The organism is Streptomyces sp. NBC_00859 (assembly GCF_045161865.1).
In the GTDB taxonomy this organism is placed as follows: domain Bacteria; phylum Actinomycetota; class Actinomycetes; order Streptomycetales; family Streptomycetaceae; genus Streptomyces.
Map to the genome: position 1 here is coordinate 3,568,555 of NZ_CP108826.1, position 20,969 is coordinate 3,589,523.

Sequence of the window (20,969 nt, forward strand, 5' to 3'; positions counted from 1 at the left end):
CGTGAGGACCGTCGGACCTCCGCCCGTACGCGTACCGGTCGGGCCCGGTGCCGAGCGATGGACCAGCCGGACGACACAACGCCGGATCCTTCTCGTTGTCCACAACGTCACCGCCGCCGGCCGCCTGCTGGACATTCTGCCTTTGTTCCATGACGACTTCCGCATTCAGCTGCTCGCTACATCGACCGGCTCCTCCGTCTTCCAAGGCGGAGTCGGTGAACTCTTCACGGATCTCGGGCTCCCGGTGCTGCCCTGGGAACAGGCGCTCTCCACCCCGGCAGATCTTGCAATCTCTGCGAGCTTTGGCGGCCAACTCTCCCTCTTGGAGGGCAAGTTGAGCGTCCTCTCACACGGAGTCGGATACACTAAGAAGCTAGCCGGGAGCCGGGAGCCGGGAGCCGGGAGCCGGGAGCCGACGTTCGGGTTGTCCGCGGAGTGGCTCCTGGCGGACGGGAAACCGTTCGTGGACGGTCTGGTCCTGTCCCACCCCGAGCAGCTGGACCGGCTGCGCAGTGCATGCCCCGAGATGGTGGACGCCGCGGTCCTCGCCGGGGACCCGTGCTTCGACCGGATGCTGGCCGCCCGCCGGTACCGGGATCGTTTCCGGCGCGCCCTGGGCGTACACCGTGGTCAACGGCTCGTCGTCATCAACTCCACATGGAACCCCGAGGGTTTCTTCGGTAGCGGACAACACAACGTCCTGCCGGGCCTGCTGCCCCGCCTCACCGCTGAGCTGCCGGCCGACGACTACCGCCTGGCGGCTGTGCTGCACCCGAACATCTGGTTCGGTCACGGACCGGGCCAGGTACGCGCCTGGCTCGACCGGGCCGTGCGCAGCGGGCTGACACTGATCGACCCCGTGCACCACTGGCGGCAGGCTCTCCTGGCCTCCGATGCCGTCATCGGCGACTTCGGTGCCGTGTCCTACTACGCCTCAGCCCTGGGCACCCCCGTCCTCATAGCCGCCACCGGGGCCGGGAAACTGGACCCCGAGGCGCCCCTCGCCGCCTTCGTTGAGCGGGCGCCTCGCCTCGACCCGTACGGACCGCTGGAAACCCAACTGACGCAGCTGATCGCCGAACACCGGCCGCAGCCCGGCGGCGCCGATTACATCACCTCGGCCCCAGGCCGGTCGGCACCGCTCCTCAGGCGCCACTTCTACAGGCTCCTCAACCTCCCCGAGCCCTCCGCGCCCGCCCTACTGGAGCCGCTGCCGCTGACTCCGCACGATCCACCATCACGTACGGCTCCGTTCCATGTGCGCACGCGTACCAGCGGCACCGATATCGTCGTCGCACGGTCGACCGCTCAGCCCTACGGCTCGTACGACGCGCACGGGGAGACCCACCTCGCCGTGCACGAGGAGACCCGTGACCCAAGTGCCCTGGAACTGGCCGACGTGATCACGCGCTACGGGCCCGCGGACGATGTGCGCCTGGGCGGCGCCGTGGCGTGGGCTACGGAGGTGCTGCGCCTTTACCCTGGCTGCTCCGCCGCCGCGTACGTGACCGGGCCGGACGGGTGTCTCGTACGCACGCAGGAGCACGGCCAGTTCCAGCTGACCGCATGTCCGGGCTCCGACCTGGATCCAGCGGCGTACGCCTCGGCGCTTCACGCGTGGCTGGCCGCGGGCCATTGCGTTCCGGCCGGCGGCATCACCCTCCACGTCCATGCCGCCGGGGCCGATCATCCCGTGGACGTCACTGCGGACCGCCGTCATCCACACAGCGCAGCCGCAGGCCCGCAAGATAGCGCAGGTGTGGAGTCGCGGCAGGAGTGAGCAGTCGCTCGGCCTCGGAGATCCCCCTCAGGGCCGCCTCGTCGTCGCCCGCTTCGTGGAGCAGCTCGGCGAGGTCCGTGAGAGCGCGGGCCTTGTTGTAGTCCTCTCCCTGATCCGTGAAGAACTCCACTGCTGCTTCCAGGAGTTGCCTCGATTCAGGGAAGCGCCCCATGCCGCGCAGAGCGCGTCCACGATGCCGGCCGATAAGGGCGAGCGCCCGAGGCAGGTCCTGTGCCCCCTCCTCGTCCGCGGCGATCCGCCGCAGGATGCTTTCCGCCTCGGCGAAACGCTCATGAGCGGGCTCATGGCGCCACTGGGCGAGCTCCAGAAGCCCCAGTTGCTCCACGGCAGACGCCTCACCACGCAGATGCCCTCCAGAACGCTCGCACGCGGCGGCGGCACGCGCCGCCTCCTCGGCGCCGCTCCATCGCCGCAACTGGCCCAAACAGTGCGACAGTTGGAAATGCAGCGCGCCTGCCATGGGCGAATGCGGCCGGTGCTTGTCGGCGCAACCGGTCGCAAGTCGCAGCGCGGGCAGCACCTCGTCCCAGTAGCCGGCCTTGAGCTGGAGCGGCCACAGGGCACGGGCCAGGCGCAGCGCCCTGTCGACATACCGGTACTCCTCGGCCACACCAACGGCCCGGACCAGGTTGGCGACCTCCGACGACAGCACTGCGATGCCCTGCGCCTCGCCCTCGCACATCTCCCCTTCCTCCGGGGCGGGTTCCGTGCGCCAGCTGAATGGCAGCGCTGCGTACGCGGCATGCAGGGCACGGTTCAGCAGATAGTCAAGGACACGCTCCACTGACGCGGTGCACGCCGGGATTCCGTCCTCCGCGCCCGCCACGTCCGCCAGGAAGCGCCGCACCTCGGGACGGAACCGGTACCGCTCGTCAGCCGTGGATTCAAGGAGCTGTGCCTCCGCCGCCTCGGCCAGCATCTCCGCTGCCTCCTGAGGTGTGACGTCAGCCGCGGCAGCAGCCAGGCGGGCGTCAACGAGCGGCCAGCCGCCCAGCGCCGTGAGCCGAGCCAGCCGCACTGTCCCTGGGCGGAGCCGTTCGCACAAGCCGCGCACTGCTCCTCGCACCGGGTCGGGTGCCGCGGAAGTTGCCCCGCCCTGGTGCTCGTGAACCGCCACGTCAGTTTCGGCCAGGAGACGCAGCGCCTCCGTCTTCAACGCGAAGGCGTTGCCCCCGCATGCGTGGAGCACCTGCGGCATCCGGTTCTTGGCCAGGGCGACCTTCTCCCGCCCGGCCACCTTGCGTACCAACTGCACTGCGTACCGGTCGCTCAGCGGCGGTACGGCTACCCGCTCGGCCTCCAGTCCGAACGGCCGCCCGGAGACGACGACCAGCAGAAATACCTCCGCAGTCGCCGGAATCAGCCCACGCACCTGCGCCACCGACGAAGCGTGGTCCACCACCACGAGCGCCCGGCGGCCCGACAGGAGCCGGCGGTAGACCTGCCTGCGGCCCTCGCCGGTCGGCGGCATGTCCTCGTCACTCACACCCATCTTCCCCAGCGCATGGGCCAGAACCGCGGCAGGTTCCGCCCCCTGCTCGCCTGCGATGGTGCGCAGATCGACGTAGAACCGGCCGTCCGGGAAACTGCTTTGGGTCATGGCGCCCAGGTGCAGTGCCACGGCGGAGGTGCCGATGCCCGGCGGACCGTGGAGCAGGGCGACACGGGGCCGCCCGTCGGCGGGCCGAGTGGCTTCGCGCCTCAACTGCCGCAACACGCGCTGGCGATCCGTGAAGTCCCTTGTACTGGGGGGCATTCCATCCGTCGATGAGAGCACCGTCTGTGACAGCTGGTCCGGCCGGCTCTGGAGGAACCTGGTCCACTCCCGTGCTTGCTCCGGGTCATCTCCGATGTGCGCGTACACCTGGCCGGCCAGCGTCCGCCATTCCTCCTCGTCACCAGGCATCGGCGTCTGCCGCCCGAGGGTCCGGCGCACCAGCGCCCCAGTGGACAGAGCCACCTGCTTGCCCATCTCGCCCGCGGCGCCGTTCCCCACAGTGGTCAAAAACGCGGTCAGCGCACTCAGCGCCACGACCTCCAGCACGTCGGCCCCCTCACCTGATCACCGGCCCGGTCCTGCCGGACTGTATCGCCAGGCAGACTCGCGGGGGGCTGATTCAAGACCGCGAGGTTCTCATCAAGTCCCGCACGGAGCCCGACAGCCGCATCTCGCCACCCCGGACGCAAACTGCAGTTCGTGCAGGCGTCCGGAGCGCCTCACGGCGGAGGCGCTCCGGATCATCCATCTCTAGGAGGAGGCCCCTTGCTTGGGGGCCTTCACCCGGTCGCCCTCCGGCATCGCCGACCTCACCAGCTCCGCCGAGCGGACGGTGCGGGTGCCCCGTGAGACTCTCAGCCGTACCTGGGCGCCGGTCGCGATGCCCTGTGAGGCCGCGGGCAGCGCCCAGGCGGTGGTCAGGTCCGTGGTCCCCTCGTCCAGGACCAGGAACCGGGCCGCCCTCTTGCCCTTGCGGGACTCCATCCGCAGCACCTCACCGGTGATCGTGTCGGGCTCCCGGCGCTCCAGGAAGGCGAGTGCCAGGAAGTACGCCGCCAGCGCGCCGAAGGCCGCGATGGCCGCCAACTCGACGGGCAGGGGCCCCTTGTGGGCAGCCGCATCGACGAACCAGCCGTGACTGCCGCTCACGAAGTTGCCGGGCATCATCGCCAGGAACGCCAAGACCAGCGTCCAGCGCCTGAACTTGCCGGCCACCACGAGGCCGAGCAGCGCGCTGCCCACCCAGCCGGCGCTCAGCACCAGCCCCGGCCTGCGCAGCGAGCCCCCGCTCTGCGCGTGGGCCGCGACCGTCCAGTCGGGCTGCCGCAGCACCGCGAAGGCGCAGAGGCCCGCCGCGACCACGCCCGCCGCGGCCGCGAACTGCAGCAGCCCGCTCGTCGAGCAGCCGAAGCCTGGGCGCAGCCGCGGGTAGCGGATCCGTACCGGCCGCCAGGTCCCTCCGTACGAGGACCAGACGCGTCGCCGGTCTCCGGAGTCGAAGCCCAGGAGCCGGCCGGTGAGGCTGGTGACGCCGAGAGCGGTCCCGTACGCGAGATAGCGGTCCCAGACCGCCACGGATGCGGGCGGCAGCTGGGGGAAGTCCTCGTGCGCCGTCAGCCAGGCGCGCAACCCGGCCCAGTGCCCGGCGCGTTCGAGGCCCTTCGGCGTCGCCCGCTCGCCCAGCGCCTTGCCGAGCAGGAAGGTCAGCGCGCCTCCCGGGGCCGCACCGATGAGGACCGCTCCGCGCACGCTGTGCCCTCCCATGACCACGGCCGCGGCGAACAGCACACCGGGCACGAAGCCACTGGCCATCAGCGCGCGGCTGAGCAACAGCGGGAACCGGTACCGGGACAGACCGCGCAGCCGGGCCTCGGCGACGATCTCCTGGCGGAGAGCCGCGTTCCAGGCGGCGGCCCGCTTGTCGTCACGGAAGGCGATCGCCCCGATGGGCGCGCCGCCGTTCACCGCGCGGGCGGTGACGCGGTCCAGTACCCGCTGCTCGTACGGCGTCAGCCCCGGGGCCGCCCGGCCGGCCCCGGTGACGTGGACGGTGCTGCGGGCCGGGTCGTTGCCCGGCTGCCTCAGCTCGACGAACCCGCGGGCCGCGAGGTCCAGCAGAGTGGCCGCGGCGGCGTGCTCCACGCCCCGCCAGTGATTGCCGAGCAGGCTGACCACGCCCGGCGGTTCGGGGTCGGCCCCGATCTCCTGGGTCGCGGGGCCCGGCGTGACCACACCGTTCCGGGTGGCGGCCAGCGCGAGACCGAAGGCGACGAGCCAGAGCACGATCAGGGCGGCGCCGCCCCAGTAGAGCTGTTCGGTGAGCGTCATGCGAACCTCACCTGGACGGCGTCCTGCACCACGCCTGCGGCCTCGAAGTACTCCCGCCGCCCGTGTGCGCCGCCCAGTCCGGAAACGACGTTCCCCGGGAAGCTTTCGAGGGCGGTGTGGTAGCTCTGCACCGCACTGTTGTAGAACTGCCGCGCGTACGCGATCTTGTCCTCCGCCGACCTCAACTCGGCCTGCACCGTGCTGAAGTGCTGGTCCGCCTTGAGTTCCGGGTAGCTCTCGCCGAGCGCGAACAGCCTCCCCAGCGTCGCGGTGAGCGCGTCCTCGGCGGCCGCCCGGTCCGTAGCACCGAGGCCCTCGTTCACGGCCGCCCCGCGCGCGGCGGTGACCGCTTCGAAGGTGCCGCGCTCGTGAGCGGCGTAGCCGCGCGCACCTTCAACGAGATTCGGTATGAGCTCGTGCCGCCGCTTCAACTGCACATCGATCTGCGCCCACGAGGCCTGCGTCTGATTCCGCAGCCGGACCAGCCGGTTGTAGGTCCGGACGACCCACCACACGCCCACGACGACAAACACCACAAAAACTGCACCAATGATGACACCCACGGTGTCGCCCCCCAAAGGCCCTAAAGATCCGACCCCCCTGGCCGATCCACGTGATCTTATTCGGCCTTTACACCCGCGCGGCTCGGGGGGAGCGTCCGGACCTCCAGGCCCAGGCGGTTCGGGGAGCGTCCGCCCATGGGACCGAGCCCGTGCGGTGTCCGGGGCGGAGCGGCAGTCGGGCCGCGGGGCCGCAGCGGCGGTACCCGGCCGCACGTGGTCCCCGCCGTCAGCACGAACTGAAGGCCCCGGTCGGCCCGGGGCCTTGAGCACATACATACTCCGCACCGTTCGGCACCGGTCCCTCCCCTCGTGGGGACCGGTACCGAACGCGGGCGGCATCGATCCGCGCCGTATCGCGACAAAGACATATCGGTATATCGGCGTGGATCGAGAATGGGGCGGCCCGTGGCCGGTGTGACGGCGGTCCCGACGGGACGGGTACGCGTCACGGGCTCGCGTTTCGGGCGGTGGGGCAGCGGGCGCCGATTCGTGGCTACGGTGGAATTCGACCGAGAAGATGCGGCGTCATGAGGTGTCTCTCCGAGCGTTGAGCTGGTGGACGATCCGGGCGCCGCCCGGGGGGTGCGTTACTACGGCGTGATCCTGCCAGCTGAGGCCGTCCGTGGGGGCGATCCGGCGGCCGGACCGACGCCTCACCGCAGGTCAGCCGGATAGGCTGGGTTTTCCGGTCCGGATGTCAGGTGCGGGGAAGTAAGGGGTGGAGACCTTGAGTTCCGACTCAGGGGCACGCATAGCCTTGGCGGAGCGTCTCGCGCTGCTTTACAAGGAGGCCGGCAACCCTCCCCTCAAGAGCGTGTCCGAGGCAGTCGTGCGGCTCCAGCGGGTCGACGAACGCGGTCGGCCCGTACGGGTGTCCGCGCAGCGGATCAGCGACTGGCGGCGGGCCCGGAACGTGCCCGCCCAGTTCGTCGCACTCGCGGCGGTCCTTCAGGTGCTGATCCCGCAGGCACGGCGTTCGCAGCCCGCGCCCGTCTCCGCGGGCCTCTACGACCCGGCCCAGTGGCAGCGCCTGTGGGAGCGGGCGGTGGCCGACCCGATCGGCGACCACCCCGAAGTGTCCGCGGACGGTGAGCAACGCCCCTCGGGCGAAGCCCTGAACGTTCCCGGTGGCGTGTGTCCCTACCGGGGGCTCGCCCCGTACCGCCAGCAGGACGCCCGGTGGTTCTTCGGCCGCGAACGGAGCAGGGACGCGCTCGTCGCCCAGCTGCGGGCAGCGGAGGGGACGGGCGGCCTGGTCATGCTGGTCGGCGCTTCGGGGTCGGGTAAGTCCTCTCTCCTGAACGCCGGCCTGGTGCCCACGTTGCGGGACGGCGCCCTGAGCGGCGGTTCCGGCCGGGCGCGGGAGGTAGTGCAGCTCGTTCCGGGGGGTGACCCTCTCGGCGAGCTGACGCGTCGGATTCCCGAGCTTGCGCACGCCGTCCCGGCTGCCCCGAAGCAGGTCCTCGCGGCCTCGAACCACGTCGCGCCGCCCACGAGGGAAGCCGTGGCGGACGAATCCGGCGAGTCCGGTACGGGCGGATTCGCGCGGGCCGCGCGAGGAGCCGTCACGGCATGGGCGGAGCGTGAGACGCCGTCCGCCCCCCGTCCGGTCATCATCGTGGACCAGTTCGAGGAGGCCTTCACCCTCTGCTCCGACGAGCAGAACCGGCGCGCGTTCATCCAGGCACTCCATGCCGCGTGCACGGCGGCCGGCCCGGGTGACCCCGCCCCCGTGCTCGTCGTCCTCGGCATACGCGCCGACTTCTACGAGCAGTGCCTGGGTTACCCCGAACTGGCCGACGCGCTGCAGCACCGGCACATGGTGCTCGGGCCGCTGACCACCGCGGAGTTGCGCGAAGCGGTGACCGGCCCGGCCAAGGCCGTGGGCCTCGAACTCGAACCGGGACTGGCGGAGCTGATCGTCCGGGAGGTGAGTGCGGACAGCCCCCGCGGGAGCGGGACGCACGCGGGGGTGCTGCCGCTCCTCTCCCACGCCCTGCTCGCCACCTGGCAGCGGCGGACGGCGGGAAGGCTGACGCTGGCCGGCTACAGCGCGGCGGGTGGAATCCAGGGAGCGGTGGCGGCGACCGCCGAGCGAGCCTGGTCCAGCCTCGGCCCGGCAGCCCGTACGGCCGCGAGACTGCTCCTCCTCAGACTGGTCCGGCTCAGCGAGGACACCCAGGCGACCCGGAGGCGGGAGACGCGGCGCCAGCTGGCGGAGGAGTCGACGGACCCCGACAGGACGGAGGAGTCACTCGAAGCGCTGGTGCACGCCCGGTTGGTGACGCTCGACGCGGAGACCGTGGAGATCACCCATGAAGCGCTGCTGCACGCCTGGCCACGCCTGCGGGACTGGATCGACGAGGACAGGAACGACAACCTCCTTCGCCAGCAGCTGGAGGAGGACGGCCGGGCCTGGGAGGCCACACACCGCGACACGTCGCTCCTCTACCGCGGGTCCCGCCTGGAGCAGACCCGCAACTGGGTGAAGTCGGCCGGTGACGCGTTCCTGACCCGGAGCGCGGTGGAATTCCTGGCTGCCTCGGCCGGACTGCGCAGACGTACCGTCTGGATCAGCCGTGGCGCGGTGTCGGCTCTCGTCGTCCTCGCGATGCTGGCTGTCGGCTCGGCGGTGATCGCGTGGCAGCGGCGGGACGACGCCGTGTTCGAGCAGGTCGTCGCCGAGGCCGATCGCGTCCAGTACACGGATCCGTCGCTGGCCGCCCAGCTCGATCTCGTGGCACACCATTTGCGGCCCGACGACGAGGCCGTCGGCAACCGGCTGATCTCGATGGTCAACGCGCCGCTGGCCACGCCGCTTCTCGGCCACACCGGCGCCGTCTACCTGACCTCGTTCAGTCCGAACGGGCGGGTGCTGGCCACCGCCAGCTACGACCGGACCATCCGGCTGTGGGACGTGAAGGACCCGACGCGCCCGCAGCCGCTGGGCAAGCCTCTCACCGGCCATACGAGTTGGGTGAGCAGCGCCGTCTTCAGTCCCGACGGGCGCACGCTCGCCAGCGCTTCGGACGACGGCACGATCCGGCTGTGGAACGTACGGGATCCCCGCCACCCGAAGCCGCTCGGCAGGCCCCTGACCGGCCATGGCGGCACGGCGTACCTCCTCGCCTTCAGTCCCGACGGGCACACCCTGGCCTCGGCCAACGAAGATCACACCGTGCGGCTGTGGGACGTGGCCGCCCCGGCCCGGCCGAAGCCGGCCGGCAGCCTGACCGGCCACACCGCCGCCGTGCGCTCAGTGGCGTTCAGCCCTGACGGACGGACACTGGCGTCCGGCGGCGACGACGGAACGATCCGGCTGTGGAACATGGCTGACCCTCGTCATCCGCGTCGGATCGCCCGGGTACTGACCGGCCACACCAGCACGGTGCACTCCGTGGCCTTCAGCCCCGACGGCCGCACGCTCGCCAGCGGCGGCGCGGACGACACCATCCGGCTCTGGAAGATGACCGACCCCCGTCGTGCCACCGAACTCGGCGCGCCTCTGACCGGTCACACCGGCCCCGTATGGTCCGTGGCCTTCAGCCCCGACGGAACGAGGCTCGCCGCCGGCAGCGCCGACAGCACGGCGAGCCTGTGGAACGTCAGCAATCCCGCGTACCCGTCGCAGGTCGGCGAGCCCCTCGCCGGCAGCAGCGGCGAGATGTACGCCGTCGGCTTCAGTCCTGACGGACGGACTCTCGCCACCGGGAGCGGCGACAACAAGGCCCGGCTCTGGTCGATCCCGACATCGGACATGACGGGGAGGATCGGAGCGTTCCGCGCGGACGGCAAGGTGCTCGCCACGGCCGCACGCGACGAGAAGGTCCGGCTGTGGAACGTGGAATCCCCGAGCAGGCCCGCGCTGCTCGGCAAACCGTTCATGCCGGGCCGGGGGGACCCGCGTTCGCTGCTCTTCTCCCCGGACGGCCGCACACTCGCGGTACTGACCGGGAGCCGCGCGGTGCAGTTGTGGAACGTCGCCGACCCGGCCCGGCCCGTCCCCTACGGCTCACCCGTCGCGCTGCGCACACGGTTCGCGGGCCCCGACGCGCTGGCATTCAGCCCGGACGGGCACACGCTGGCAACGGCACTCGACGACCGCACCATACGGCTGTGGGACGTCAGCGACCCGTCCCGTCTCCTCCCGCTGGGTGCGCCACTCACCGGCCAGAAGGGCTACGTCAACGCCTTCGTCTTCAGCCCGGACGGACGGACCCTCGCCGGTGGCAGCGCCGACGGCACCATCCAGCTCTGGAACGTGACCGACCCACGTCACACGGCCCGGACCGGCGCACCGCACAAGGGCCACCTGGGTCCCGTCAACGCACTCGCCTACAGCCCGGACGGACGGACGCTGGCCAGCGGAAGCGACGACGGAACAGTCAGGCTCTGGAACGTCGCCCACCCTTCACGGGCCCGGCCGGTCTCCACTCTCACGGGCCATACCGAGGCGGTCGTGTCACTGACGTTCAGCCGGAACGGCCGCACTCTGGCCAGCGGCGGCAACGACGACACGGTCAGGCTCTGGGACGTGACCCGCCCCTCGCATGCCTCACCTATCGGCCAATCGCTGAGCCCGAATGCCAAGACGGGCAATTTCCTGTCGTTCAGTCCCAACAGCCACCTGCTCGGAGTGTCGAGTGGCGCCGACACCGTCCGGCTCTGGGACCTGGATGCCGACAAGGCAGTCGCACGAATCTGCTCGATCACCCGAGGTGTCCTCACACCGGAAAAATGGCACGAGTATCTGCCCCGCTTGTCGTACGACCCTCCGTGCGCCCAGTAACGGATACCAGGCCCCTTCCGGGCGGCTCACGTGATCTCCATCACAACTCTCCTCTGCCACTGAGCAGTTGTCCCCCTGCCCAAACACGCTTGTTAGGGTGACAAACAGCCCGGTCGTCGGCGCATCCCCCGTCGCCGGCGGCCGGGCACTGCCACGTCCTCGCGGTTGCCGGGGCGACCGATCGCGCGCGTCCCGTCGAAATAGCGGCGGAACAGCAGGTCCGCATTGGGGGCGCCGACGTCTCTCCGGCTTCCTGACTTCCCGGCTTCCTGGCTTCCCCGCCGCCAGAATGGTCCTGCCCCTCTCGGTACTCCAGAATTGCCAAAGGGCCCGCCCCCCTGCGGAAATACTCTTCACCGCTTATTCGGAAAGGTCGTGAGTGCCGTGCGCCGGCGCATCATCATCGTCACGGCCGTCCACGGCCCGTCGGCCCCGTTCCTGGCGGAGGCCCACGCGTCGCTCCGCGCGCAGGAGCTGCCCGACGGGTGGGACTGGCACTGGGTGATCCAGGAGGACGGCAAGGGTTGCGATGTCGCTCCGCATGTGCCCGCTGACGAGCGGGTGACGTTCCGGCAAGGGCGAGCAGGCGGTCCGGGCGTGGCCCGGACCATGGCTCTCGCCCATGCGGACGGTGAGTACGTCAAGGTCCTGGACGCCGACGACCAGTTGACCCCGGGTGTGCTGGCCCGCGACCTTGCCGCACTCGAAGGGAACCCGGGCATCGGCTGGGCGACGTCGCGGGTGCTCGACCTGCTCCCCGACGGTTCCACCGTCGGCTTCGAAGGAGACCCCGACGACGGGCCGATCGAGCGTGGCGCCGTACTCGAGTACTGGAAGGCGAACGGCTACCGGGCGCAGGTCCACCCGGCATCGCTCTTCGTCCGCCGCGACCTGCTCCTCGCTCTCGGCGGCTGGATGGCGCTGCCGGCTTCGGAGGACACGGGGCTGCTGCTCGCGATGAACGCGGTCAGCCGGGGCTGGTTCTCCTCCGATGTGGGCCTCCGGTACCGCAAGTGGCCAGGCCAGGCGACAGGCCAGGCGGCGCACACCGATGCGGCCGAGCACGCCACGCGTATGTCGGTCGTGGAAGCCAGGTCGCGTGCGCTGGAGTCCTTCCAGTGGGGACACCCGGTCAGTCCCTGCTGACCTGGGCTTCACCCACGGTCCCGCAAGGCCGCGGCGGGAACAGGGTCAGCGGCCCGGCCGGCCCCCGCCGCCGATGCGGTGTGCCCGCTGAACCAGTGCCCGTTCCAACGGAGTTGCTGGTGTCCGGCTCTCCCGGTGGGGCCGGGCAGCACCGCCTCAGGACAGCAGCTCGGCGTCGATCCGCGAGAAGACGAGGTCGCTCTCACCGGTGACCGGCCCGCGCCACCGGGCAGGCGCCGGTGGACGACGCCGCCGCGCCGCGGCGTAGCCCGCCGGACTGTAGTCGTTGGCCAGCCGGTAGACGTGGAAGCCGCGTTGCCTCATCGCGTCGAGCAGCTCGTCGACGCAGTCCCCGACCTGCTCCATCCGGCTGGGAGTGACCTCCACGGTGATCTCGGCATCAGGCCGCAGCCGATCGAGAACGGGGAGCAGGCCCCGTATGACACTGCCCTCCGCGCCCTCCACATCGACCTTGATCACTCTGGCCGTCGTGATCTCCTCCGGTCGCAGGACCTCAGCCAGCGGAAGGGCTTCCATGTCGAAGGTGGACTCCGCGGTTCCGTCGTAGGGAACGATGCTGTTCGCCCCCATGTTGTGGGAGCTGGCGAGGATGAACGTCAGCAGCTTCCGGGTGTCGGCGACGGCCGTGTTCACCGCACGGATGTTGTCGCACTCGTTGAGCCGGGCGTGCTGCAGCAGCCTCCGGTGGAACACGGGAGAGGCTTCGACGGCCACCACCTGCCCGTCTCCGCCGACGAGGCGCGAAGCCAGCACGCTGAAGTAGCCGATATTGGCGCCGACATCGACGAAGGTGTCCCCAGGACGGAGCCTGCTCCGCAGCCAGTGAGTCATGTTCGGCTCCCATACGCCGAACATGTACAGGTAGCGCTGGATCAGGTCCTGCGTGTCGAGGGCGAACCGAGCGCCGGACTCGCTCTCGGAGCAGCGCCGTCGGGGACGGTCGCGCAGACGCGGATTCAGGTACTGGGCGGCCAGCCGCTCCTTGCCGAGAGGGCCGGGGGCATCGCGCAGATACCGGCGGCCGAGGGTGACCAGTGCCTCTGAAATCGTGTCCCGCATCCGATCGCCTCTCCGCAGGGTGCCCCCCTGAACCGTAACGCCGGGGGGATCGCACGGGCCGAGGGACCAGGCGTTGAGGCCCCGTACACACTGAGGCGCCTGGGGTTGGGGGGGGCGTGCCCGTGGGGCCGCAGCGTTGAGGGACCGTACGCCCTCAACGCTCCGCCGCCGGGCCGCGGTCAGCCCGTGGCGGTCTTCCGGTCCCGGTCGAACGGCAGGTCCAGCATACGAATGGCGTTGCCCCGCAGCAGCTTGTACGCGACTTCGTCCGAGACGCCCGCCATGTGATCGGCCGCCACCTGCTTGGTGTTCGGCCAGGTGGAGTCGACGTGCGGGTAGTCGGTCTCGAACGTCGCGTTGTTCACGCCCACCGTCTCGATGGCCTCGATGCCGTGCCTGTCCCGGAAGAAGCAGCAGAACATCTGCCGGTAGTAGTACGTGGACGGCGGCTCGGGGATCAGATCCTTGACCCCGCCCCACGCCCGGTGCTCCTCCCAGACGTCGTCCGCGCGCTCCAGGGCGTAGGGGATCCACCCCATCTGGCCCTCGCTGTACGCCAGTTTCAGCCGGGGGAACTTGACCAGCACCCCGGAGAAGAGGAAGTCCATCATCGAAGCCATCGCGTTGTTGAAGGAGAGCGACGCCTGCACGGCGGGCGGGGCGTCCGGGGAGGCGGCGGGCATCTGCGAGGACGAGCCGATGTGCATGTTCACCACCGTCCCGGTCTCCTCGCAGGCCGCGAAGAACGGGTCCCAGTAGCCGGAGTGGATCGACGGCAGGCCCAGATAGGTGGGAATCTCGCTGAAGGTGACCGCGCGGACCCCGCGGGCGGCGTTCCGCCTGATCTCCGCCACCGCCAGATCAATGTCCCAGAGCGGGATCAGGCAGAGCGGGATCAGCCGGCCCTTGCTGTCCCCGCACCACTCCTCGACCATCCAGTCGTTGTAGGCACGGACGCAGGCTAGGCCGACTTCCTTGTCCTTGGCCTCGGCGAAGGTCTGGCCGCAGAAACGCGGGAAGGTCGGGAAGCAGAGCGATGCCTCCACGTGGTTGAGGTCCATGTCCTTGAGCCGCTCCGCCGGATCCCAGCAGCCTCGCCGCATCTGTTCACGCGTGATGCCGTCGAGCGTCATCTCGTCCCGCGAGAAGCCCACGGCCGCGATGATCCGCTTGTAGGGGAAGATCTCCCCCTCGTACCGCCACCAGTCCGTGACCTGCCCTTCCGGGTCGGTGGTGAACCGGTACTTCCCGCCGACGTACGCCAGATCCCCGATACCGGCGGTGAAGGGCTTCGGCCCCAGATCCCGGTACTTGCTCGGCAACCACGTATCGAAGAGGTGCGCGGGCTCGATCACATGATCGTCCACGCTGATCACCCTGGGCAGTTCCGTTGCGCCGTTCTGACTGCTGCTCATTCGCTTCCCCTCAGCTACCTGCCGTTTTGTCGAACGTGAGCTGACGATCCGTCAGTTCCAGACTACGGAAGCACTTCAGCAGCGACAAGCGGTAGCCCGAACTCGCCCCTTGCGGGATCGCGGTCCGTCCGGTGAACTGACGACCCATCAGTTCGATCGACGGGCAGGGGTGCCTCATGCGGACGATGTGGCTCAGCGGAGCCGAATTGCTGGCCGTACTGCGTATCGGCCTCGGACTGTGGTGGCTGGAGAGCTGGCGCCACAAGGACAAGAAGACCTGGTTCGGCGGGGGTGGCGTCACGTGGGCGGCCGGCATAGCCGCCGAGCACCGATGGAAGTTCGTACGGAGCGGCTTCGACAGGACAGTGAGCCCGCATCCCCGGCTCATGGCCTACGTCGTCGCCTACGCGGAGCTGGCGCTCGGCCTCGGTCTGGTCCTCGGGTTCCTGACGCCGGTCGCCCTCGTGGGCGGGCTGCTGCTCAACCTGATCTATCTGGTGCTCATGCTCCACGACTGGGCCGAGCAGGGGCAGAACCTGATGATGGTGCTGATCTCGGCCGTCGGGCTGTTCGCCATGTGCTGGCAGACCTGGTCGCTGGACAACGCCTGGGGACTGTTCCTGCCCTAGGTGTACTGGCCCCGTGGCGCGCCCAGGACACCCGGGCCGCTGGACCCGTGCCGCCGCGGCCCGCCACGGGGGCTCGCTGTGCGCGTACCACTCAGCTGAACGGCGCGCTCCGCGGGTGTCCCTCCGACACCGGACCGGCGCACCGTGACCAGTTCCGTACCCCGCGGCGGACCGGGCGTCAGCGATCCGTCATGACCCGGCCGGCCGGCGTCAGGGGGGCATCATGAGGCGGCGGCACCCGCACGGACCGGGCATAGCTTCGGTGTCACATCCCGGGCTGCCTCCCCGCACCCGGGACGTCACCCGCTATGTGTGGTTCCTTCGGGAGGTTCCCATGTGTCTGCACCAGTACGACGACCCTGAACCGGATGAACGGGTCCCGGCCGGCCCTCTGTACGTACCGGTCCGGCCGGGGCCCGCGGGAGTCTCCCTCCGGCTCTTCCGCAGTCCGCTGGGCGTGCGTACCGCCGTCGCCTTCACCGGGCCCGCGCTGCTCGCCGCGACGTTGGGCAGGGGCCAGGCGTGGATCGTCCTCTCCGAGTCCGCGTTGCGGGCGACGGCGGAACCCCTCGGTGTGACACGGATGACGCTCGACCCGGTACTCACCGCTCCGGCAGTACGGACCGTCGCCCCCGACGGTCCCGCCGCGGAGCTCCGGCGGCCGGAGACCCCGGCCGTCCCGCGTGAGGGGAACCTGACATCGTGACGACTACTCTCGCTCCCTCCCCCGCGCCTGCGGCCGGCGACGACCTGTCGATATGGCCCGGCTCCACGACACGCCTTCCGCACGGTGGTCTCGCCGTCGGCGGAGTGGATCTGGCCGAGATCGCCGAGAGATTCGGTACACCGGCCTACGTGCTGGACAAGGGCGAGGTGCAAGAGCGCTGCCGGACGTACCGGGACGCCTTCCCGCACGCCGACATCCTCTACGCGGCCAAGGCCTTCCTCTCCCGCACGATGGTGCGCTGGATAGCGGCGGAGGGGCTCGGGCTGGACGTCTGCTCGGCCGGGGAGCTCGAACTGGCCGTGACGGCCGGGTTTCCGGCCGACCGGATGGTGCTGCACGGCAACGCCAAGTCACCTCATGACCTCGATGCCGCGCTGCGGCTGGGTGTCGGACGGATCGTCATCGACAACCCGTCCGAGATCGCCCAGCTGGCGGCCGCGGTGGGTCACGGGGGCCGTCAGAGGGTCATGGTCCGCGTGGTGCCGGGGGTGTCCGCCGGCGGGCATACGAAGATCCGCACCGGAACGGAGGACCAGAAGTTCGGCCTGTCCCTCACCGGCGGGCAGGCCCATCACGCGATATCGTGCGTCCTCGGACAGCCGCAGCTCGAACTCACCGGCCTGCACTGCCACATCGGGTCGCAGATCACCGACGTCAGGCCGTACGTCGTGGCCGTGCGGCGCATGGTGGGGCTGATGGCCAGGGTGCGGGACACACATGGTGTCGTCCTGCCCGAGCTGGACATGGGCGGCGGTCACGGCATCGCCTACCGTCCCGGCGAGGCCGCTCTGGACATCACCGCACTCGCCCGCAGCCTGCGCGCCGAGCTGAGCGACGGCTGTGCGGCCGCACGGCTGCCGGTTCCCCGTCTGATCATCGAACCCGGACGCGCCGTCGCCGGGCCCGCGGGCGTCGCGCTGTACCGCGTGCTCTCGGTGAAGCGCACCGGCGAGCGGACGTTCGTCGCGGTGGACGGGGGCATGAGCGACAACCCCAGACCCGCGCTGTACGGCGTCCGCTACGCACCCCGCCTGATCGGGCGCCGCTCCACCGCCGGGACCTGCACGGCCACGGTCGTCGGCCGGCACTGCGAGGCAGGCGACATCCTCGCGGCCGGCGTCGGTCTGCCGGGCGACACCCGGCCCGGAGACCTGCTCGCCGTACCGGTCGCCGGCGCTTACCAGCTGTCGATGGCATCGGGCTACAACCTCGTGGGCCGCCCCCCGGTGGTGGCCGTGGACGACGGCCGGGCCAGGCTGCTCGTACGCCGGGAGACACTGGCCGACTGCTGCGCCCGCGATGTCGGTCCGTGAGCCGACGGGCGGCGTGCGTCCGGGCGGCAGTGCCACATGACGGCAGTGGGTTACGGGTCACGCCCGGCACGGCGTTGCCGGTCCGGTGTGCCTCGGCGCGCGTCGGGATACTATCTGCACCTTTTACACCGCTTACGCTCCCTTTGTGGCGAAACTCGTGGATGCAGTCAAGCGGATCGTGATCGGTCGGGCGCTGCCCAGCGAGGGACTGCAGGAGACCCTGCTGCCGAAGCGGCTGGCCCTGCCGATCTTCGCCTCGGACCCGTTGTCCTCGGTCGCCTACGCGACGCAGGAGATCCTGCTCGTCCTCACGCTGGGCGGTCTGGCGTTCCTGCATCTGACGCCCTGGGTGGCGCTCGCCGTGGTGATCCTGATGGCCGTGGTCGTCCTGTCCTACCGCCAGGTGGTGCACGCCTATCCGTCGGGCGGCGGCTCCTACGAGGTCGTCGCCACCAACCTCGGCCCGTCCTCCGGGCTGGTGGTCGCCGCTTCGCTGCTGGTCGACTACGTCATGACGGTCGCGGTGTCGGTCGCGTCGGGCGTCGACAACATCATCTCCGCGGCCCCCTCACTCAACGGCTACCGGACGGTCATGGCGGTCGGCTTCGTCGTACTGCTCGCCGCGGTGAACCTGCGAGGGCTGCAGGAGTCGGGCCGGGCGTTCGCCGCCCCCACGTATCTGTTCGTCGCCGGCGTCCTGATCATGTGCGGCACCGGGCTGTTCCGGTGGATTGCGGGTGACGCCCCGGTCGCGGAATCCGCCGCCTACGGCATCGCCCCGACCCCGGGGGACAGCAACCTCGCCGGCCTGGCCGTACTGCTGCTGGGCCTGCGGGCCTTCTCCAGCGGCTGCACCGCCCTGACCGGGGTCGAAGCGATCTCCAACGGAGTACCTGCCTTCCGCAAGCCCAAGTCCCGCAACGCCGCCACCACGATGGGCGCGATGGGGCTGATCGCGGTGGTCATGTTCTCCGGCATCACCGCACTCGCCATGATCGCGAAGGTCCACATCACCGAGGACACCTGCCGGCTCACCGGGTTCACCGGCGACTGCGCGAACACCCCGCAGCTCACCGTCATCGCCCAGCTGGCCTCCGCGGTCTTCGGCGGTGTCCACAGCGTCGGCTTCTTCTACATCCAGGCCGCGACCGCCCTGGTCCTGGTCCTGGTCCTGGCCGCCAACACCGCGTTCAACGGCTTCCCGCTGCTGACCTCGATCCTCGCCCAGCACCGCTATCTGCCGCGGCAGCTCCACACCCGCGGCGACCGCCTGGCCTTCTCGAACGGCATCGTGGCCCTGGCAGTGGTCGCCGGCGCACTGCTGTGGGCCTTCCACGCCTCGGTCACCAACCTGATCCACCTCTACATCCTGGGCGTCTTCACCTCCTTCACCCTTTCCCAGACCGGCATGGTCCGGCACTGGAACCGCACACTGCGCACCGAGACCGACTCCGCACTGCGCCGTCGCCACCACACCGCACGGTCCATCAACGGCCTCGGAGCGCTGGTCACCGGCCTCGTGCTGGTCATCGTGCTGTTCACCAAGTTCACCCAGGGCGCGTACCTGGCGGTCATCGCGGCGGTGTTGCTGTGGCTGATGATGCGCGGCATCCGCCGGCACTACGACAACACCGCCGAAGAGCTGGCCCTCACCGAGGAACCTGCCGAGAGCACCGTGCTGCGCGGCCGCGTGCACGCACTCGTCCTGGTGTCCAAGGTCCACAAGCCCACCGTGCGCGCGCTCGCCTACGCCCGTGCGTGCCGCCCCGACATCCTGGAAGCCCTCACCGTCGACGTCGACCGCGACGAGTCCCGGACCCTCACGGATCAGTGGGCGGCCTCCGGCATCGACGTCCCCCTCAAGACCCTGGACTCCCCCTACCGGGAAATCACCCGCCCTGTCGTGGGATACGTCCGTGGCATCGTCCGCGACAGCCCCAATGACGTGATCAGCGTGTTCATCCCCGAATACGTCGTCGGGCACTGGTGGGAGAACCTGCTCCACAACCAGACCGCCCTCTGGCTGAAGAGCCGGCTCCTCTTCACTCCCGGCATCATGGTCATCAGCGTCCCCTGGCAACTCAGCTCGTCCAGAAGCAAACCGCTGCGCCCCACCCGCCGCGCTCCCGGCTCCGTCCGCCGCGGCGAACCCTCCCGGCCCTCCCGGGCCGACCATCCCGACAAGGCGAAAGGGCCGCGCCCCCGCCCCTGAGCCGCCGGCTGCGCGGGAGGTCCTGCTGTGGAGCCGGAGGCCGGTTCAGCTGTCCAGCCTTTCCGGGCAGCGCCGCGACGGCCGGACGCCGCCCTCGCCGGCGGTTGTCCGCGACCTGTCCGGGGCAGAGCAGCGAGCCGTACGGACCGGCAGCCGGGTGAGCAAGCCCGCGGGCACCAGCAAGCATCGCCGGTGGCCGGGCAGCGTGCTTGGCGGCGGCCCGGACAACACTGGCGGGCCACTTGACGGAGTGTCCGTCAGCGGGGAAACGGGGTGATGGGACGTCAGTGTCCAAGCCTGTGGTGGAGTGCCGGTTCAGAGGAAGGGTGAGTGCGGATCGCAGTGACCACCCCGACGGGTGATGCCGCCCGCCAGGTCGTCGCCACCCCGCCACCCTGACGCACGCCGGGGTCCGGCGCCGCCGACAGGAGCGCGTCCGGGCCGACCGCCCGCGGCCGCAGGGCCGTGGGGTCGCGGGCGCGGGCAGGTACCAGGCCGCCGGGCCCCTTCTGAAACCCCCGCGCCGGTGAAATGCTCCACGGCATGGAATTCTCCGAGGTGGTCCGCCGCAGGCGCATGGTCCGGCACTACTCCGACAAGCCGCTGGCCCCCGATGTGGTCGAGCGGATTCTCTCCTCGGCGCTGCGGGCGCCCTCGGCCGGTTTCTCCCAGGGCTGGGCGTTCCTCGCCCTGACAGAACCCGCCGACCGCGCCCGTTTCTGGCCGTTCGTTCCCACCCGTGCCGAGAAGACACCGACGATGCGGGACGCCCCGTTGGTCGTGGTGCCGCTGGCGCACAAGGCCGCCTACCTTGAGCGCTACGCGGAACCCGACAAGGGGTGGGAGGACCGCGCCGAAGCCCGCTGGCCCGCTCCGTACTGGCACATCGACACGGGGATGGCCTCGCTCCTGATGCTGCTCACCGCGGTCGACGAAGGGCTGGGCGCCTGCTTCTTCGGCATCATGCCCGAAGATCTTCAGCCCTTCCGCTCCGAGTTCGGGGTGCCCGACGAGTACGCCCCCATCGGCGGCCTCACGGTCGGCTACCGCGCGGAAGACCTGCCCCCGCAGAGCGGTCTTGTCGGAGAACGCCGACGTGGCACGGACGCGGTTGTCCACCGTGGGCAGTGGGGGCGGCACGCCTCAGCGGGGGCGGCGCACGCTGCGGAAGAGCCCCGGTGAACCAGTTCCTGTAGCCCCGAGCAGCGCGATACCCAGAATGGCCCTGAAGGGCCGCCTGGGGCCTTTGTGGCCGATTCCCTCAGGGGGGATCGGCCGCATTCGTTTTCGTGGACCAGGCGGGCGCACAGAGGCCTTGCACCCCCCTTGGGTCAGGTGACATCCGGTATTCTGGAGCATGTCCCGACCCGCCCGTGAGCGCCGGAACCGCGGGCCGGAGGCCTTTCTCCGGCCTGCCCGCGGCCGCCCATTACCCAGAGACCTGCACCGCTCCCGCCCGCCTGCGCGG

General features: G+C 70.4%; 13 protein-coding genes. 8 read left to right on the forward strand and 5 right to left on the reverse strand.

The window, feature by feature from the left end; genetic code table 11:
- The first annotated feature begins 463 nt into the window (after window positions 1-463).
- Window positions 464-1,780, forward strand: a complete 1,317-nt coding sequence (locus tag OG584_RS15355) for a hypothetical protein (protein WP_405778388.1) — start codon at window positions 464-466, stop codon at window positions 1,778-1,780.
- On the opposite strand, the gene OG584_RS15360 is transcribed toward OG584_RS15355, so the two are convergent.
- The 3 genes from OG584_RS15360 to OG584_RS15370 form a co-directional block, all read right to left on the reverse strand.
- Window positions 1,701-3,845, reverse strand: a complete 2,145-nt coding sequence (locus OG584_RS15360; RefSeq protein WP_405778389.1) for a tetratricopeptide repeat protein — start codon at window positions 3,843-3,845, stop codon at window positions 1,701-1,703. The genes OG584_RS15355 and OG584_RS15360 overlap by 80 nt on opposite strands.
- Before the next feature lie 204 nt (window positions 3,846-4,049).
- Window positions 4,050-5,627, reverse strand: coding sequence for a DUF2207 family protein (locus tag OG584_RS15365; protein WP_405778390.1), 1,578 nt, complete (start codon window positions 5,625-5,627; stop codon window positions 4,050-4,052).
- A complete protein-coding gene (locus OG584_RS15370) occupies window positions 5,624-6,190 on the reverse strand; it encodes a LemA family protein (RefSeq protein WP_405778391.1) in 567 nt (188 codons plus the stop codon). The genes OG584_RS15365 and OG584_RS15370 overlap by 4 nt, the downstream gene beginning before the upstream one ends.
- Before the next feature lie 718 nt (window positions 6,191-6,908).
- On the opposite strand from OG584_RS15370, the gene OG584_RS15375 reads away from it, so the two are divergent.
- On the forward strand, window positions 6,909-10,979 hold the full coding sequence (locus OG584_RS15375; RefSeq protein WP_405778392.1) for an AAA family ATPase: 4,071 nt from the start codon (window positions 6,909-6,911) through the stop codon (window positions 10,977-10,979).
- A 384-nt stretch (window positions 10,980-11,363) separates the two neighbouring features.
- Window positions 11,364-12,125 (forward strand): glycosyltransferase family 2 protein, encoded by a 762-nt coding sequence (locus OG584_RS15380; RefSeq protein ID WP_405784086.1) that lies wholly within the window; start codon window positions 11,364-11,366, stop codon window positions 12,123-12,125.
- A 156-nt stretch (window positions 12,126-12,281) separates the two neighbouring features.
- Here the strand turns inward: OG584_RS15380 and OG584_RS15385 are convergent, their stop codons facing one another.
- Entirely contained in the window at window positions 12,282-13,205 is a 924-nt protein-coding gene (locus OG584_RS15385; protein ID WP_405778393.1) for an FkbM family methyltransferase, read from the reverse strand.
- A gap of 179 nt (window positions 13,206-13,384) precedes the next feature.
- Entirely contained in the window at window positions 13,385-14,620 is a 1,236-nt protein-coding gene (locus OG584_RS15390; RefSeq protein WP_405778394.1) for an amidohydrolase family protein, read from the reverse strand.
- Between the two features lie 176 nt (window positions 14,621-14,796).
- On the opposite strand from OG584_RS15390, the gene OG584_RS15395 reads away from it, so the two are divergent.
- The 5 genes from OG584_RS15395 (at window position 14,797) to OG584_RS15415 (ending at window position 20,683) form a co-directional block, all read left to right on the forward strand.
- Window positions 14,797-15,249: a DoxX family protein gene (locus OG584_RS15395; protein ID WP_405778395.1), complete on the forward strand. Its 453-nt coding sequence runs from the start codon at window positions 14,797-14,799 to the stop codon at window positions 15,247-15,249.
- Between the two features lie 334 nt (window positions 15,250-15,583).
- The gene (locus OG584_RS15400; RefSeq protein WP_405778396.1) at window positions 15,584-15,955 is read left to right on the forward strand and encodes an SAV_915 family protein; all 372 of its coding nucleotides are present in this window, start codon (window positions 15,584-15,586) and stop codon (window positions 15,953-15,955) included.
- On the forward strand, window positions 15,952-17,289 hold the full coding sequence (gene lysA, locus OG584_RS15405; protein WP_405778397.1) for a diaminopimelate decarboxylase: 1,338 nt from the start codon (window positions 15,952-15,954) through the stop codon (window positions 17,287-17,289). Before OG584_RS15400 ends, lysA begins: the two co-directional genes overlap by 4 nt.
- 145 nt (window positions 17,290-17,434) lie before the next feature.
- Complete coding sequence (locus OG584_RS15410) at window positions 17,435-19,501, forward strand: APC family permease (protein ID WP_405778398.1); 2,067 nt, start codon at window positions 17,435-17,437, stop codon at window positions 19,499-19,501.
- Between the two features lie 543 nt (window positions 19,502-20,044).
- Entirely contained in the window at window positions 20,045-20,683 is a 639-nt protein-coding gene (locus OG584_RS15415) for a nitroreductase family protein (protein WP_405778399.1), read from the forward strand.
- Window positions 20,684-20,969: the final 286 nt, after the last annotated feature.